Annotated in this window: 14 protein-coding genes; 11 read left to right on the top strand and 3 right to left on the bottom strand. The window is 62.2% G+C overall.

What is annotated here, in order from left to right:
• Positions 1–7 precede the first annotated feature (7 nt).
• Positions 8–481, bottom strand: a complete 474-nt coding sequence (locus GOB87_RS08545; RefSeq protein ID WP_166315210.1) for a GatB/YqeY domain-containing protein — start codon at positions 479–481, stop codon at positions 8–10.
• Between the two features lie 129 nt (positions 482–610).
• Here GOB87_RS08545 and carA point away from each other — a divergent pair, with 129 nt between their 5' ends.
• From carA to GOB87_RS08505, 8 genes are all read left to right on the top strand, one after another.
• The gene (gene carA / locus GOB87_RS08540; protein ID WP_166315207.1) at positions 611–2,029 is read left to right on the top strand and encodes a glutamine-hydrolyzing carbamoyl-phosphate synthase small subunit; all 1,419 of its coding nucleotides are present in this window, start codon (positions 611–613) and stop codon (positions 2,027–2,029) included.
• A gap of 10 nt (positions 2,030–2,039) precedes the next feature.
• A complete protein-coding gene (locus GOB87_RS08535) occupies positions 2,040–3,245 on the top strand; it encodes an ATP-binding protein (protein ID WP_166315204.1) in 1,206 nt (401 codons plus the stop codon).
• Positions 3,246–3,247: 2 nt separating this feature from the next.
• On the top strand, positions 3,248–6,502 hold the full coding sequence (gene carB, locus GOB87_RS08530) for a carbamoyl-phosphate synthase large subunit (protein ID WP_166315201.1): 3,255 nt from the start codon (positions 3,248–3,250) through the stop codon (positions 6,500–6,502).
• A gap of 120 nt (positions 6,503–6,622) precedes the next feature.
• A complete protein-coding gene (gene greA / locus GOB87_RS08525; protein WP_166315198.1) occupies positions 6,623–7,096 on the top strand; it encodes a transcription elongation factor GreA in 474 nt (157 codons plus the stop codon).
• Between the two features lie 10 nt (positions 7,097–7,106).
• Positions 7,107–8,303: a threonine ammonia-lyase gene (locus GOB87_RS08520; protein ID WP_166315195.1), complete on the top strand. Its 1,197-nt coding sequence runs from the start codon at positions 7,107–7,109 to the stop codon at positions 8,301–8,303.
• A 104-nt stretch (positions 8,304–8,407) separates the two neighbouring features.
• A complete protein-coding gene (locus GOB87_RS08515) occupies positions 8,408–8,839 on the top strand; it encodes a flagellar biosynthesis repressor FlbT (RefSeq protein ID WP_166315192.1) in 432 nt (143 codons plus the stop codon).
• A gap of 74 nt (positions 8,840–8,913) precedes the next feature.
• On the top strand, positions 8,914–10,545 hold the full coding sequence (locus GOB87_RS08510; RefSeq protein WP_166315189.1) for a flagellin N-terminal helical domain-containing protein: 1,632 nt from the start codon (positions 8,914–8,916) through the stop codon (positions 10,543–10,545).
• 53 nt (positions 10,546–10,598) lie between these two features.
• Positions 10,599–11,021, top strand: a complete 423-nt coding sequence (locus tag GOB87_RS08505) for a flagellar biosynthesis regulator FlaF (protein WP_166315186.1) — start codon at positions 10,599–10,601, stop codon at positions 11,019–11,021.
• Between the two features lie 55 nt (positions 11,022–11,076).
• On the opposite strand, the gene upp is transcribed toward GOB87_RS08505, so the two are convergent.
• Both upp and msrB read right to left on the bottom strand, forming a co-directional pair.
• Positions 11,077–11,724, bottom strand: coding sequence for a uracil phosphoribosyltransferase (gene upp, locus GOB87_RS08500; protein WP_166315183.1), 648 nt, complete (start codon positions 11,722–11,724; stop codon positions 11,077–11,079).
• A 28-nt stretch (positions 11,725–11,752) separates the two neighbouring features.
• A complete protein-coding gene (gene msrB, locus GOB87_RS08495) occupies positions 11,753–12,160 on the bottom strand; it encodes a peptide-methionine (R)-S-oxide reductase MsrB (RefSeq protein ID WP_166315180.1) in 408 nt (135 codons plus the stop codon).
• Between the two features lie 189 nt (positions 12,161–12,349).
• Here msrB and GOB87_RS08490 point away from each other — a divergent pair, with 189 nt between their 5' ends.
• From GOB87_RS08490 to GOB87_RS08480, 3 genes are all read left to right on the top strand, one after another.
• Positions 12,350–12,547, top strand: a complete 198-nt coding sequence (locus GOB87_RS08490) for a hypothetical protein (protein WP_166315177.1) — start codon at positions 12,350–12,352, stop codon at positions 12,545–12,547.
• Between the two features lie 98 nt (positions 12,548–12,645).
• On the top strand, positions 12,646–14,181 hold the full coding sequence (gpmI, locus tag GOB87_RS08485) for a 2,3-bisphosphoglycerate-independent phosphoglycerate mutase (RefSeq protein WP_166315174.1): 1,536 nt from the start codon (positions 12,646–12,648) through the stop codon (positions 14,179–14,181).
• A gap of 52 nt (positions 14,182–14,233) precedes the next feature.
• On the top strand, positions 14,234–15,586 hold the full coding sequence (locus GOB87_RS08480) for a murein hydrolase activator EnvC family protein (RefSeq protein WP_242006259.1): 1,353 nt from the start codon (positions 14,234–14,236) through the stop codon (positions 15,584–15,586).
• Positions 15,587–15,662: the final 76 nt, after the last annotated feature.

The following is a 15,662-nucleotide window of genomic DNA, read 5'->3' as shown; positions in this document are numbered from 1 at the left end:
GCCACCCTCAGCCAGCGGAAAGTGCGGCCTTCACCAGCCCATTGGCGCGACCGAGATCGAGATTGGCACCGAACTTCGCTTTCAGCGCCCCCATGACCTTGCCCATATCCTTCATGCTGGTCGCACCGGCTTCGGCAATGGCCGCTTTCACAGCCGCCTCCAGTGCCGCATCATCCATTTCGGGCGGCAAAAACTCGCGAATGACCGCAATCTCACTCTCTTCCTTGGCCGCCAGTTCGTCACGGCCACCCTCACGGTAGAGGCGCACCGAGTCTTGACGGGACTTCACCATGCCACGCAGCGCGGAGATGATTTCATCTTCCGACAAGCCTTCCTTGCCCTGCGCGCGTCCGGCAATGTCCGCGTCCTTGATCTTGGCGCCGATCATGCGGAGAACGGCCACGCGCTCCTTCTGACCCGCTTTCATCGCGGTCTTCGTCTCATCCATCACGCGGGTGCGCAGGCTGGTGGACTCGGTCATGGGACATCTCCAGTATTCAGGCGGCGGATCGGGAAGAAATTTCCCAACCCCTGACCGCAATTTCATGTGGGAATTTTCTTCCCACACGCCATGCGGCCTGATAGAAACCGCACCAGAGGAGGAAGCGCAATGCCTCTGTTGAGCGTGGACGATATCATCGAACGTGTCGGCGGTCCCGAGAAGATCGCCACCCTTACCGGCGTCGGCACCGAGGCCGTGCGTAAATGGCGTCAGGCGCGGGCGATCCCGCCCAAGCACTGGCCCGTTGTGGCGCGGGCCGCCGGATTGTCGCTCGATGATCTGCATTCGGATGCCTCTTCCTCCCCAACCTCCGACCCCCAGACGCGGAAACCGACCATGTCCGAACAGAGTGGCACAGCCTCCACCGAAGTCCCGGAGAACGCCACGGCGGCTCTCGTTCTGGCCGACGGCACCGTCCTGTGGGGCATTGGCTTCGGCGCCCCCGCAAATGGCGAAAGTCTGGGTGAAATCTGCTTCTCCACTGGCATGACCGGCTATCAGGAAACACTGACGGACCCGTCATTCGCGGGCCAGATCATCACTTTCACGTTCCCCCATATCGGCAATGTGGGCACGAATGCACAGGATAATGAGGCGACCAAACCCGCCGCGCGAGGCCTTGTGGTCAAGCAGGATCTCACAGCACCCGCCAACTGGCGCGCCACCGAGAGCCTCGACGCATGGCTCAAGGAACGTGGCGTGCCGGGAATCTGCGGCGTGGACACGCGCGCCCTGACGCTGCGTATCCGCGATCACGGTGCACAGACCGCAATGATCGTTCCGGTCATTAACGGCAAGATCGACCTTCCCGCAGCCCGGAAGACCGTTGCCGCATGGCCCGGTCTGGAAGGTATGGACCTCGCCAAGACCGTCACCTGCGCCAAGCCCTACACATGGGCGGAAGGCGTGTGGGAATGGCCGTCCACCACGAAGCCCCTGCCCGCCAAGCGTCGCCGCGTGGTGGCCGTGGACTATGGTGCCAAGCGCAACATCCTGCGCTGCCTCGCCACAGCGGGCTGTGACGTGACAGTCGTGCCCGCCACGACTTCAGCCGACGAAATCCTCGCCCTCAAGCCGGAAGGCGTGTTCCTTTCCAACGGTCCCGGTGATCCGGCCGCGACCGCCAGCTACGCCGTGCCCGCCATTCGTGGCGTTCTGGACGCTGGCGTGCCCGTGTTCGGCATCTGCCTTGGCCACCAGCTTCTAGCTCTCACGCTGGGCGCGAAAACTTACAAGCTGGAACGCGGCCATCGCGGTGCGAACCAGCCGGTAAAAGACATCGCCAGCGGGCGCGTGGAAATCACCAGCCAGAACCACGGTTTCGCGGTGGACGCCCACTCTCTGCCCAACGATGTGCGCGTCACGCATGTAAGCCTGTTCGACGGCTCGAACGAGGGCATCGCCTCCGACACGCTGCCAGCGTTTTCCGTGCAGTATCACCCCGAGGCCAGCCCCGGTCCGTCCGACAGCTTCTACCTGTTCGAGCGGTTCGTCGCCCTGATCGACCAGCACACGAAGGCGGCCTGAGTCCTCCCTCATGGACCCCGTTCGTAATCCCTATGTGCCCGGCGCCGGGGCTTCGCCCCCGGAACTGGCGGGACGGCAGGAGCTGTTCACGCAGGCCGGAATCGCCTTGCAGCGCGCGCTTAGCGGCAAGAGCGCACGCAGCTTTATCGCGACCGGACTGCGGGGCGTGGGGAAAACCGTTATCCTTGGCCGCGTCGAGCAGCTTGCGCGCAGCGCAGGCTTCCTGACCTGTTTCATTGAAGCGCAGGAGGACAAGCCGCTCGGTACGCAGCTTGCGCCGCATCTGCGCCGGATGCTGCTGGAACTGGATCGACTCGGTGCCGTGACCGTGCAGGTTAAACGTGGCCTGCGTGTGCTCAAGAGCTTCGCCAGTGGCCTGCGTATCCATCATCCGCTGGGCTTCGTCATCGAACTGGATGTGGAGCCCGAACGTGGAACGGCCGACACGGGTGATCTCGAAATCGACCTGCCTGACATGATCGCGGCTCTCGGCCATGCCGCGCAGTCACGGCATACCGGTGTCGCGCTCTTTATCGACGAAATCCAGAACCTGCCGGAAAAGGATCTTGGTGCGCTCATCATGGCCATGCACCGTGTCATGCGCGAAGGCCTGCCCGTGGTGCTGGCCGGAGCCGGTCTGCCGCATGTCATCACACTGGTGGGGCAGACGAAGTCCTATGCCGAGCGGCTGTTCGAATTTCCGGCCATCGGTCCACTGACAGCCGAAGAGTGCCGCGACGCGCTGCACACCCCCGCCGAGCGCGAGGGCGTGGATTTCACGTCGGATGCCGTGGACGAAGTGATCCGCATCACGCAGGGCTATCCCTATTTCCTTCAGGAGTGGGCCTATCACGCGTGGAATGTGGCGCATGGCGACCGCATCCTCGTGGGCGACATCAGCGTGGCGACCGAAGTGTCGCTCACCTCGCTCGACGGTGGCTTCTTTCGCATGCGTTATGAACGCCTCACCCCACGCGAGCGGGAATACTGCCTCGCCATGGCCGATCTTGGCCCCGGTGCGCACCGCTCCCGCGAAATCGCGGCTCAGATGGACGCCCGCACACAGACGGTCGCGCCCATCCGCAACGCGCTCGTGCGCAAGGGCATGGTCTACAGCCCGTCGCACGGCGTGACCGCCTTCACCGTTCCGCTTTTCGAAAACTATCTTCACCGCATCCGCGCCCTGGGTTCCGACCCGGCCGAGACAGAGGACTGATCATGCCCAAACGGACAGACATCCGCTCCATCCTCATCATCGGCGCCGGTCCGATCGTCATCGGCCAGGCGTGCGAGTTCGATTACTCCGGCGCACAGGCCTGCAAGGCGCTGCGTGAGGAGGGGTATCGGGTCATCCTGCTCAACTCCAACCCGGCCACGATCATGACCGATCCGGGCCTTGCGGACGCGACCTATATCGAGCCGATCACGCCCGAATTCGTCGAGCGGATCATTCTCAAGGAAAAGCCCGACGCTGTACTGCCCACCATGGGCGGTCAGACCGCGCTCAACGCCGCCATGGCGCTGGACGCCTCGGGCTTTCTTGAAAAGCACGGCGTGGAACTGATCGGCGCGAAGGCAGATGTGATCGACCGTGCCGAGGACCGCCAGAAGTTCCGTGAGGCAATGGATGCCATCGGCATCGAAAGCCCCAAGAGCTATATCGCCCACTCGCTGGAAGAAGCCCGTGGCGCGCTCAAAAACGTGGGCCTGCCCGCCATCATCCGTCCTTCCTTCACCATGGGCGGCGCGGGCGGTGGCATTGCCTATAATAAGGAAGAGTTTGACCAGATCGTCACGGGTGGTCTGGACGCCTCCCCCACGACCGAGGTGCTGGTTGAGGAGTCTGTCCTCGGCTGGAAAGAGTTCGAGATGGAGGTGGTCCGTGACAAGGCGGATAACTGCATCATCGTCTGCTCCATCGAAAACATCGACCCGATGGGCGTGCATACGGGTGACTCCATCACCGTCGCCCCTGCGCTGACGCTGACCGACAAGGAATATCAGCGGATGCGCGACGCCTCGATCGCGTGTCTGCGCGCCATCGGCGTGGAGACAGGCGGCTCGAACGTGCAGTTCGGCGTCAACCCGAAAGACGGCCGGATGGTCGTCATCGAGATGAACCCGCGCGTCTCGCGTTCATCCGCGCTGGCCTCCAAGGCCACGGGTTTCCCCATCGCCAAGATCGCCGCCAAGCTGGCCGTGGGATACACGCTCGATGAATTGACCAACGACATCACCGGCTCCACGCCCGCCTCCTTCGAACCGACGATCGACTATGTCGTGGTGAAGATTCCCCGCTTCACCTTCGAGAAGTTCCCCGGCACTCCGGCCCTGCTCTCCACCTCCATGAAATCGGTGGGTGAGGCCATGGCCATTGGCCGTTCCTTCCCCGAAGCGCTCCAGAAGGGCCTGCGCTCCATGGAGACCGGCCTTGCGGGTCTCGATCCGGTGGAAGCCCCCGGCGATGGCGGCGTGGACGCTTTCCGCGCGGCTCTTTCCCAACCGCGCCCTGAGCGCATCCTCATGGCCGCCCAAGCCCTGCGTGCGGGCCTGTCTGTGGAAGACATAGCGGAAGCCTGCCGTTTCGAGCCGTGGTTCCTGCGCGAACTGCAAAAGATCGTCAAAGCCGAGCAGGACGTGCTGGATCACGGGTTGCCCGAAAACGCGCAGGGTCTGCGCCGTCTCAAGGCGATGGGGTTCTCGGATGTGCAGCTTGCACGGCTGTCCGGCACGCAGGCCGCCGAAGTGGTCGCACTGCGCGAAGCGGCAGGCGTGAAGCCGGTTTACAAGCGCATCGACACCTGCGCGGGCGAGTTCGCCTCCGCCACCCCTTACATGTACTCCACCTATGAAGGCATGTTCGGCCAGCCAGTGTGTGAGGCCGATCCGACAGCGAAGAAGAAGGTCGTCATTCTCGGCGGTGGCCCGAACCGCATCGGTCAGGGCATCGAGTTCGACTATTGCTGCGTCCATGCCGCCTACGCCCTGCGCGAAGCCGGTCTTGAGACCATCATGGTCAACTGCAACCCCGAAACCGTCTCCACCGATTACGATACCTCCGACCGTCTTTACTTCGAGCCGCTGACGGCCGAGGACGTCATCGCCCTCATCCGCCGCGAGCAGGAAAAGGGCGAAGTGCTTGGCTGCATCGTGCAGTATGGCGGGCAGACCCCCCTCAAGCTGTCCCACGCGCTGGAAGCCGCCGGCATCCCGCTGCTGGGCACACCGGCCGACGCCATCGACCGCGCCGAGGACCGCGAGCGCTTTCAGGCGCTTCTCCGCAAGCTCGGTCTGCGTCAGCCCGACAACGGCATCGCCCGCAACCTTCAGGAAGCCGAGGATATCGCCGAGAAGATCGGCTATCCCGTCGTCGTGCGTCCGTCCTACGTTCTGGGTGGCCGCGCCATGGAGATCGTGTACGACCGCCCGAGCCTCCAGCGCTACATGAAGGTCGCCCTCCAGCTTGCCGGAGCTGAGGTCGCCTCAGGCCCCGTGCTGATCGACCATTACCTGAACGACGCCATCGAGGCCGACGTGGACTGCATCGCCGATGGCGAGAATGTCTATGTCGCGGGCGTCATGGAGCACATTGAGGAAGCGGGCATTCACTCCGGCGACAGCGCCTGCGCCCTTCCGCCCTATACCCTCTCGCCCGCCATCGTGACGGAACTGAAAGAACAGACCGAAGCCATGGCCCGCGAGCTTGGCATCGTCGGGCTGATGAACGTGCAGTACGCCATCAAGGGACAGGACATCTTCGTACTGGAGGTGAACCCCCGCGCGTCCCGCACCGTGCCGTTCGTCGCCAAGGCCACCGGCGTCCCGGTCGCCAAGATCGGCGCACGGGTGATGGCCGGTGCGAAGCTGAGCGAGTTCACGCTCGATGACCGCGCGGTCGTGCCGCATGTCGCGGTCAAGGAAGCCGTGTTCCCGTTCCATCGCTTTCAGGACGTGGACACGATCCTCGGCCCAGAGATGCGCTCCACGGGCGAGGTCATGGGACTGGACACCTCTTTCGAGCGGGCGTTCGCCAAGTCCCAGCTTGGCGCGGGTGTGAAGCTGCCGCTCTCGGGCACGGTGTTCCTTTCGGTGCGCGAAAGCGACAAGGCGCAACTTCCGCGTCTGGGCCGCCAGTTGGCCGACATGGGCTTTACCATTCTCGCCACACGCGGCACGGCCGCCTGCCTGCGCGAGGCCGGAATTGAGGTGAAGGTGGTCAACAAGGTGCTGGAAGGCCGGCCCCACTGCGTGGATGCGATCCGCTCGGGCGAGGTGCAGATGGTCATCAACACCGCGCAGGGCGCGCAAGCCGTCAAGGACAGCTACGACATCCGCCGTTCGGCCCTGAACATGGGCGTTCCGCACTACACGACCATGGCGGGCGCGCGCGCCGCGACCCACGCCATCGCGGCCATGCGGGAAGGTCCGCTTGATGTCGCGCCGCTTCAGTCATACTTTAGTGGATCGTTCTGACGTCAGACGGCGCCTGCTCTCCGGCAGACGCCGGTCTCGGTGAGGCCATGACGTCCCATGGCCGGAGGGCATACGCTCTTCGGCCTCTTTTCCGTGTTTCCGGTACCGAGGATTGCCACCTTGCAGAAGACTCCGATGACCGCCGCTGGCCTGCAACGCCTTGAGGAGGAGCTTCGCCGCCTCAAAAGCGACGAACGCCCCGCCGTCATCCGCGCCATTGCCGAAGCCCGCGAACACGGGGATCTTTCGGAAAACGCGGAATATCACGCCGCGCGCGAACGTCAGTCCTTCATCGAGGGACGCCTGCAGGAACTTGAGGAAATCATCTCCACCGCCGAGGTGATCGACCCCTCCACCCTGTCGGGCGATCAGGTGAAATTCGGCGCGCGCGTCAAACTGATCGACGAAGAAACGGAGAAAGAGTCCTCCTATCAGATCGTCGGCATGCACGAGGCCGATATCAAGCAGGGTCTGCTCTCCATCTCCTCCCCGCTCGCCAAGGCGCTGATCGGTAAATCTCTGGGCGATTCTGTCTCCGTGCCCGCGCCGGGCGGTGACCGCACCTACGAGATCGTCTCCGTCATCTATTCCTGAAAGCCGATACGTGATCACGTTCGAGGACATCACGGCCGCAGCCCAGCGGATACGGGGGCACGTGCTCCGCACGCCCACCATCCCCTCCCACTCGCTTTCTCTGGCGACCGGCGCGGACATTACGCTCAAGCTGGAAAATCTCCAGGCCGTGGGATCTTTCAAGGAGCGTGGAGCGGCCAACCGTCTCGCGCTGCTGACACCGGAAGAACGTGAGCGCGGCGTGATCGCCGTCTCGGCGGGCAATCACGCGCAGGGTGTAGCGCGTCACGCCAGCCTGCTTGGCATCGACGCCGTGATCGTGATGCCGCGCTTCACCCCCGCCAGCAAAGTGACGCGCACCGCGAGTTGGGGTGCACGCGTCGTGCTGGAAGGCAACAATTTCACGGAAGCCTCCCTCTTCGCCCGCGATCTGCAACAGCGCGAGGGGCGCGTCTTCATCCCCCCTTATGACGACGACGCCGTCATGGCGGGCCAAGGCACCTGCGCGCTGGAAATGCTGGAAGACGCTGGCCCACTGGACGCGCTGGTCGTCCCCATCGGCGGCGGCGGCCTTCTGTCGGGCTGTGCCGTTGCCGCCCGCGCCATGCGCCCCGAGGTGGAACTGATTGGCGTGCAGGTGGAAAGCTTTTCCTCGCTTGCCGAGTTCCCCGGCCCCGAGATCATGCCTCCGGGTGGAGCCACCATCGCGGAAGGCATCGCCGTCATGCAGATCGGCCGCCGCCCGTATGAGGTGATCCAGCAGCTTGTGTCGCAGGTGCTGGTGGTTTCGGAGCGTGAGGTCGAAAACGCCATCACCCTGATGTCCGAAGGTGCGAAGCAGGTGGCTGAAGGCGCGGGGGCGGCGGGACTCGCCGCCGTGATGAGCCATTCCTCCCAGTTCAAGGACAAGCGCGTAGGGCTGCCGGTTTCGGGCGGCAACATCGATACGCGCATCCTCGCTAACACGCTGCTGCGCGCCATGCTGCGTGACGGACGACTGCTGCGGCTTGTCATGGAAATCCCGGACCGCCCGGGCGTTCTGGCCGACATCTCACGCATCATCGGTGAGGCGGGCGGCAATATCATCGAGGTCTCGCATCAGCGCCTGTTCGCGGCCCCCTCGGTGCAGGCCGCCGAACTGGAAGTGATGATCGAGGCGCGCGATCCGCAACACGCCGAGCAGATCACCGAAGCCCTGCGCGAGCACTACGTGGTGCGCCGCGCCTGAACGAAGCGTTGCGAGGTTATCGCCCCGCCCGAGTCGATAACACCCTGTAAACTTTCCCTGCCGATAGTCCCGTCGTAGCGAAACACGCCGACAGGAGACCGAAAATGGCGGGACTGGGAATCCGACTCGAAGCCGAAGACCGGATGATCATCAATGGCGCGGGGATTCATTTCCTCACCCCCGCGCAGATCCGGCTGACCAACCGAGCAAACTTCCTCTTCGGTCGCCAGATCATGCCACCCGATGAAGCCACGACTCCGGCACGACTGATCTATTACGCACTCCAGACGGCCTATGTCGGCACGCCGGAAGAGCGTGTCACCGCACTGGCGGAAGCGAGTCTGCACATCGCGACGTTCATGCAGGAGACCACGTCCGCGCACGCAAAGTTCCTGCTGACGGAAGCCATGCAAGCCACACTGGCGGGCGATTATTACAAGGCCATCCGCCTTGCCCGACGCGTCGTGCGACATGAGGACGCCGTATTGAAACAGGCGGCATCGTCCATTTTTTCGGACGAATCTCAGGAGCATTAACCCAAGCTTAGGATTTCCGCCGTTTCATGGGTTCACTGCGAAAAATGCAGTGAACCCAATGGAGAAAATCCAACATGTCTCTTTCGATCAACACCAATGCCGCTGCGGCCGTTGCCCTTGAGAACCTCAATGCAACGACCAATGATCTGACCAACACCGAAAACACCATTTCGACGGGTCAGAAAGTCAGTAATGCGGCCGACAATCCGGCGGTGTATGCCATCGGTGCGTCCATGACAGGCAATATCAACGGTCTATCCGCGGTTAGTGATTCATTGTCCCTTGGCGCTTCAACGGTAGCGACAGCAACCTCAGCCGTTGATCGTATTACGTCTACGCTTCAAACGCTGCAGGCGACTGTCACGCAGTCGGGACAGACGGGTATCGACGCCAATGCCATGGCCTCTCAGATCATGAGCGCACTCGACTCTGTCAACACCTATGCACGCAATGCCACATTCAATGGCGTCAATCTGCTGACCAGCGGTAGCGATGCAACCAATGCCTATAACGGCACCACTCTCAATACGCTGACAAATCTTCAGGGCGCGACTCAGACTTTCAGCACAATGTCGGGAAGCAGCACCACGCTCGTCGATGCGCTGGGGCTTACGTCTGACTCGTCGGCGGGCTCAACGGTGGAAAAATCCACGCAGAGCATTTACGCCAACATGACGTCCGCCAATACGGCACACATTGATACCTCCGCACTGACCAGCAGCGATATTACATTTGGGACGACGACGACCGATTCCAGTGGAACGACGACGGGTTCGGCAGGAACATTAGTAACTGTTGGTAGCAAAACTTTCGAATTTGTCACAACAGGAGACAACGTAAGCACTGACGGTAATATCGCCGTATCTGTTGATGCTGGTTCGTCTGTGAAGTCGGCCATGTCCGCACTTGTCAGCGCAATGAACGGCGCAGGAGTGAGTGCCACGCTCAACAGCGATGGGTCTCTGTCTGTGGGCGCTGGCTCCGGTGAAATTTCAATGACTTCCGGTGCGGCGGTCAACTCTGCGACCATCACACGTGGCAGTACAGGCGATGAAAGTGCCGTCACACTTGGCGATGGCAGCGGAACATCTGCAGGTGATAAAGTCACTGTTGGGGGTACCACTTACGAATTTGTATCTTCAACGGCAACGCTGACAAATGGCGTCACCGGCACTGGAAATGTTGGTATTAAACTTGCCACCGGTGCCACCGTCAAAGATGCACTTTCAGCTCTTTCTACTGCGACAAACGGCGCTGTCTCTTATAACACTTCGACAGGAAAACTCACCTCTACTTCCGCTATAACCGCAGGAAGTATTGGCGGGCAATCTGTCAAAACGACAGCTACCGACGCAGGCACCACAGTCTCTGACTTCTCGACTTCCGCAGGTTCGGCTATTGACCAGTTGGCTATCGGTCTCAAAAGTGGTGTCTCTACGGCGGTCACCGCTCTTCAGAGCGCTATCACGACGATCAGTTCCAAGGCCCAGACGCTGGGCAACTACAGCAACCAGATCACGGGTCTGCAGACGTACACGTCCAACCTCAGCGACGCGCTGACGAACGGCGTGGGCGCTCTGACGGACGCGGACATGGCGGCGGAAAGCGCCAAGCTGACCTCGCTTCAGACGAAGCAGCAGCTTGCGATCTCCACGCTGTCGATCGCCAAGTCGTCCTCGCAGAACATTCTCTCGCTGTTCCGCTAAGGGCAAGTGGGGATCAGGATTTTTCCTGATCCCCTTCTTTTTTTGGGGGTTTCATGAATTACGGCATCCAACGCTATAACCGCAGCACCGCAGCCACCATGGCACCGCGTGAGGTGGACATCATGGCCTTCGGTCAGGCCATCGCGCTGCTGAAAAACGCGAAAGATCAGGAAAGCCGCCTTCATGCCCTGTCCATGAACCAGAAGCTCTGGTCCGCCGTCCTCCGCGAAGTCGCAATCGACAACAACGGCATGTCCGACATTCTGCGCGGCGATCTCACGAAACTCGGTGTCTGGGCCACGCGCTATTGCATTCGCGCCATGCTGCACGACATCGGCCTCAAGCCGCTGCTTGGCGTTAATCAGGACATTCTCGACGGCCTTCGCGCCCAGCAGAACGCTCCGGCGCAAACTGCGACGGCTGCTCCGACGAACACATCGGTCCTGCCAGCAGATTTCAAGCTCGTCTCCGCCTGACAGTCTTTCCCTTTTCCGGATTTCAATGTTGCGCCGCCCTTCCGCGGCGCTTTTTTTATTTCGTCCCGAACAGCCGATCCCCCGCATCTCCCAAACCGGGCCGGATATACCCATGATCGTCCAGCCCGCGATCCACTGCACAAGTGACGACTTTCACGTCTGGATGTGCCTGCGTGAGACATTCCACGCCCTCCGGCGCGGCCAACAGGCAGACGAACACGACGTTCTTCGCTCCCGCCTTCTTCACGCTGTCGATGGCCGCCACCGCGCTGTGTCCCGTGGCCAGCATCGGGTCCACGACGATGCAGTCCCGGTTCACCAAGTCGTCCGGCAGTTTGAGGTAATACTCGACAGGCCGAAGTGTCTGCGGATCACGGAACAACCCCACATGCCCCACGCGCGCGGACGGCACGAGATCCAACATTCCATCGAGAATCCCATTCCCCGCGCGTAGGATTGAGACGAAGCACAGCTTTTTCCCCGACAGACGCTCGGCCTGCATCGGCTCCAGCGGTGTGTCGATCTCCACCGTTTCAAGCGCCAGATTGCGCGTCGCTTCATAGGTCAGCAGCAGGCTGAGTTCCCGCGCCAGCAGACGGAACAGCGCCGTGGGTGTGCGGACATCACGAAGCAGCCCCATCTTGTGTCGCACCAGCGGGTGATCGACGACGGTCACGGACGAAGGCAGAACGAAGGCGGTCATACAGTCTCCAGACAGGTAAAGCTGTGCATCAGGATGCCGCGTTGTCGGCATCTATCGGCTGAAAGTCCAGCACCAGCCCATTCATGCAATAGCGCAGACCGGTCGGCTCCGGCCCATCGGGAAACTCATGCCCAAGATGCCCTTTGCACTTCGCGCAATGGACTTCCGTGCGCACCATTCCATGCGACGTATCGGTGGTGGTTTCCACAGCATCGGGTAGCGGTGCGAAAAAAGAAGGCCATCCGCTGCCGCTCTCATATTTCGTCGCGGACGAGAACAGCGGGGTGCCGCAGGCAGCGCAGCGATAGACCCCTTCACGCTTCTCGAAATTCAGCGGACTCGATCCCGGGCGTTCGGTTCCATGCTCACGTAGGATGTAGGCCTGCTCGGGCGTGAGCGTCCCGCATACGGGAGCCGGACGTGATGTGTCGGTCATGACAATGTTCCTTTCAAAACCGGATGGCGGAGCCAGAAACTCACCTTGTTCCATAACGCACCTTGCCGCTGGAGCATGGCAACGCGCATCTGTCACACCCTTGTGATCTTTCTCCTCCCCATTGCTGTGAACGGGTGAGAGGCACCGGCGTTGAAGGGACAGGCTCCTCAAGCTTCAAGGGAGGACACCATGTCCGAAGACACACCACAGAAGCAGCCCCCCACCTGCGGCGTTTCCTCATCCAGCAAAGGACAGGAGCATGTCGTGGACGAAAACAGCGAGGACAGTTTCCCCGCCAGTGACGCGCCGGGCTCCGGTCAGGTCACGGGCGCGAATGACTGCGTTCATCCCCCTGCCTCCGATGGCAAGGACGACAAGGTGGAATGAGTTCCTGCCCCGCGGCATGATGCCGCATGGCGGGTTGGAAGGGCGGACCGGGAGTGTCATATTCAGTCCCAATAAGAACCATAAAAAAGGTCCGCCCCATGCCCGTTTCTGACCGCACCACACCACGCCCCGTCATGCTCGTCATTCTCGATGGGTTCGGCTGGCGCGAGGATGACTCCGACAACGCCGTGCGTCTTGCGGCCACACCCACCTTCGATCGGCTTTGGGCCACAGCCCCGCACACGTTTCTCGATACGAGTGGTGAGGATGTGGGTCTTCCCGAAGGTCAGATGGGCAATTCCGAGGTCGGGCATCTCAATATCGGCGCGGGCCGCGTCGTCATGCAGGAACTTCCGCGCATCGGTCGCGCTATCCGCGACGGCAGTCTTGCCGCCAGCCCCGTGCTGGGGACGTTCATCGACACCATGAAAACGTCCGGGGGCACGGTCCATCTCATGGGACTGATCTCTCCGGGCGGTGTTCATGCCCATCAGGACCACGCCGTAGCTCTCGCGCGGATTCTGACGGCGGCCGGAGTTCCGGTCGCTCTGCATATTTTCACCGATGGACGCGACACACCGCCCCGCTCCGGCTTGGAGTATCTGCGACGCCTCATGGACGAACTGCCGCCGGAAGTGCAGATCGCCACGGTTTCGGGGCGCTATTACGCCATGGACCGCGACAACCGCTGGGAGCGGGTCTCAAAGGTGTATGACGTCATCACAGCCGCTGAAGGTCCGCGCGCCGCTTCACCTCTGGCGGTTCTGGAACAGGCCTACAGCGAAGATGTGTCGGACGAATTCGTGATCCCGACCGTAATCAATGGCTTTGCAGGAGCGAAAGACGGAGATGGCATTCTGTCCTTCAACTTCCGCGCAGACCGCATCCGCGAACTGCTCACCGCGTTGATTGATCCGAACTTCTCTGGCTTTATCCGCAAGACCGTGAAGCAGTTCCGCGCCACTGTCGGCATGACACGTTACAGTGACGCGCTGGCGGAACTCATCACCGTGCTGTTTCCGCCGCAGGAACTGGGCGATCTGCTGGGCGATGTTGTGGCGGAAGCCGGCAAAAAGCAGCTCCGCATGGCCGAGACGGAAAAATATCCGCACGTCACTTACTTTCTCAACGGCGGTCGCGAAACGCAGTTCGAGGGCGAAGACCGTATCCTTGTCCCCTCCCCCAAGGTCGCGACGTACGATCTTCAACCCGAAATGTCGGCACCGGAACTGACGGACCGCGCGGTGGAAGCCATCGACAGTGGAAATTACGACCTGATCGTCCTGAACTACGCCAACCCGGACATGGTGGGGCACACCGGCATCCTGTCCGCCGCGATCAAGGCGGTGGAAACGGTGGACGCCGGACTTGGGCGTCTGGTTGAAGCCGTCGAACGCCAAGGAGGCGCTCTCATCGCCACGGCGGATCACGGCAACTGCGAGACCATGAAAGACCCCGACACCGGCGCGCCCCACACGGCCCACACACTCAATGAGGTACCGTGCGTTCTGGTGGGCGCGAAGACCGTGAAGCTGCGTCACGGGCGTCTGGCGGATTTGGCCCCGACCCTGCTCGAACTGATGGGACTTCCCCAGCCCAAGGCCATGACCGGAACATCCCTGATCGAACACTGAAACAACTTTCCAGCTTGTCAGTCTCTCCACGTCGCGAGAACCTGCGCGCGTGATGAATCCTCTCTCCGGCCACGCTGTCGTCAGATCATCGGCAGCGGCGCGGGTCATGCTCGCGCGCTCCGGCGTGCTGCTGTTTGTCCTCGTCTTGTCAGGGCATCCGGGGCAGGCCGCTGTGCACCATCGGCATGGCGCAAGTCGTCATCCGTCCCTCACGCCACCCTCCGCCTCCCGTGCAGCGCTTGAGGCGGCACGCGCCCGTGAAATCGCGCTGCGCCAGCAACAGCAGCAGGAAGCGCGGCGTCTGGCCAATGCGCGGCAAACCGATGCTCAGGCTAGCGCTCTGGCCAGTCAGGACCGCGCCCGTGCCACCCGCCTTTCCGCCGCGACTGTGACGGCAGCCGGGCAGTTGCAGGACACGGAAGAGAAAATGCAGGATATTACATCGCGCATGTCCGATCTTCAGGAAGAGCGGCGGCAGGTGGAAAGCGAACTTCATGCCGATGCACAGGCACTGGCACCGGTGCTTCCAGTGGCCCAGCGTCTCTCACTGTATCCTGTCGATACCTTGCTGACCCAACCCCTGCCAGCCGATGACACGATCCGTGGCCTGCTGGTCCTTCGCGGTCTTTCCACCACCATCGAAAACCGTGCCGAAACCCTGCGGACACATCAGGCGCAACTTACCCAACTCAACAGCACCCTTGCGGAGCAGCAGCACGATCTCGAAGCACTCGAGAGCCGCCAGACCACGCAGAAGGACGCTCTGGCGCGACAGGCCGATGCAGCGCGGGCAGCGCAGCTACGCTCAAACGCCGCAGCGAGAGAAGCCGCGTCCCGTTCAGCCGATGAGGCCCGTCGCAACCGGGAGCTTCAGGCTGAACTCGCGCATATCGTGGCGACAGAATCCGCGGCAATGGCCCAACTCCAGCGAGAAGCGGAACAGGCTGAGCGTGAGCGCCGGAAACGCGAAGCGGCAGCCGCCGCGGCGCGCGCCCGGTCCGTGTCCACTCCCGCCGCCTCTCTCCCGCCCGTCCATTCATCAGGCCGCCAAAGCAGCAACGCCATCGTCGCCGGACGACTTCTCAGCGGATGGGGAGAGCGGACGGAGGCTGGACCGGCCTCCGGCAACACCTATGCCACCGCTGCTGGCGCGAGCGTGCGCTCCCCGTGCTCGGGCTCGGTGGAATTCGCCTCTCCTTTTCGCAGCTACGGGCAGATGCTGATTCTCAACTGTGGACGTGGTTACCGTTTCGTGCTCGGCGGTCTGGGGTCGCTCAACGTCGCGACAGGACAATCGCTGGCACGCGGTGCTGCGGTCGGCGCGATGCCCGCAAGTGGCTCTCCCACCCTGCTCGTGCAACTCCGTCGCGGCACCAAACCCGTCGATCCATCGACCTCTCTGTGACCCTTCCGACAGGCCGGTTGCGAATTGATGGATCGGCAACGGTTTTCCACCGGCGCGATTGCCGCTAAGAACCTCG

The organism is Acetobacter estunensis, from assembly GCF_011516945.1.
In the GTDB taxonomy this organism is placed as follows: domain Bacteria; phylum Pseudomonadota; class Alphaproteobacteria; order Acetobacterales; family Acetobacteraceae; genus Acetobacter; species Acetobacter estunensis.
The sequence above is the reverse complement of the archived record's forward strand: the minus strand, read 5'-3'. Positions and strand labels throughout refer to the sequence as shown.

Excerpts from the sequence above, each read along its gene's own strand:
- GOB87_RS08545 (WP_166315210.1), bottom strand. The coding sequence starts at position 481 with ATGACCGAGTCCACCAGCCTGCGCACCCGCGTGATGGATGAGACGAAG.
- carA (WP_166315207.1), top strand. The coding sequence starts at position 611 with ATGCCTCTGTTGAGCGTGGACGATATCATCGAACGTGTCGGCGGTCCC.
- GOB87_RS08535 (WP_166315204.1), top strand. The coding sequence starts at position 2,040 with ATGGACCCCGTTCGTAATCCCTATGTGCCCGGCGCCGGGGCTTCGCCC.
- carB (WP_166315201.1), top strand. The coding sequence starts at position 3,248 with ATGCCCAAACGGACAGACATCCGCTCCATCCTCATCATCGGCGCCGGT.
- GOB87_RS08515 (WP_166315192.1), top strand. The coding sequence starts at position 8,408 with ATGGCGGGACTGGGAATCCGACTCGAAGCCGAAGACCGGATGATCATC.
- GOB87_RS08510 (WP_166315189.1), top strand. The coding sequence starts at position 8,914 with ATGTCTCTTTCGATCAACACCAATGCCGCTGCGGCCGTTGCCCTTGAG.
- GOB87_RS08505 (WP_166315186.1), top strand. The coding sequence starts at position 10,599 with ATGAATTACGGCATCCAACGCTATAACCGCAGCACCGCAGCCACCATG.
- upp (WP_166315183.1), bottom strand. The coding sequence starts at position 11,724 with ATGACCGCCTTCGTTCTGCCTTCGTCCGTGACCGTCGTCGATCACCCG.
- msrB (WP_166315180.1), bottom strand. The coding sequence starts at position 12,160 with ATGACCGACACATCACGTCCGGCTCCCGTATGCGGGACGCTCACGCCC.
- GOB87_RS08490 (WP_166315177.1), top strand. The coding sequence starts at position 12,350 with ATGTCCGAAGACACACCACAGAAGCAGCCCCCCACCTGCGGCGTTTCC.
- gpmI (WP_166315174.1), top strand. The coding sequence starts at position 12,646 with ATGCCCGTTTCTGACCGCACCACACCACGCCCCGTCATGCTCGTCATT.
- GOB87_RS08480 (WP_242006259.1), top strand. The coding sequence starts at position 14,234 with ATGAATCCTCTCTCCGGCCACGCTGTCGTCAGATCATCGGCAGCGGCG.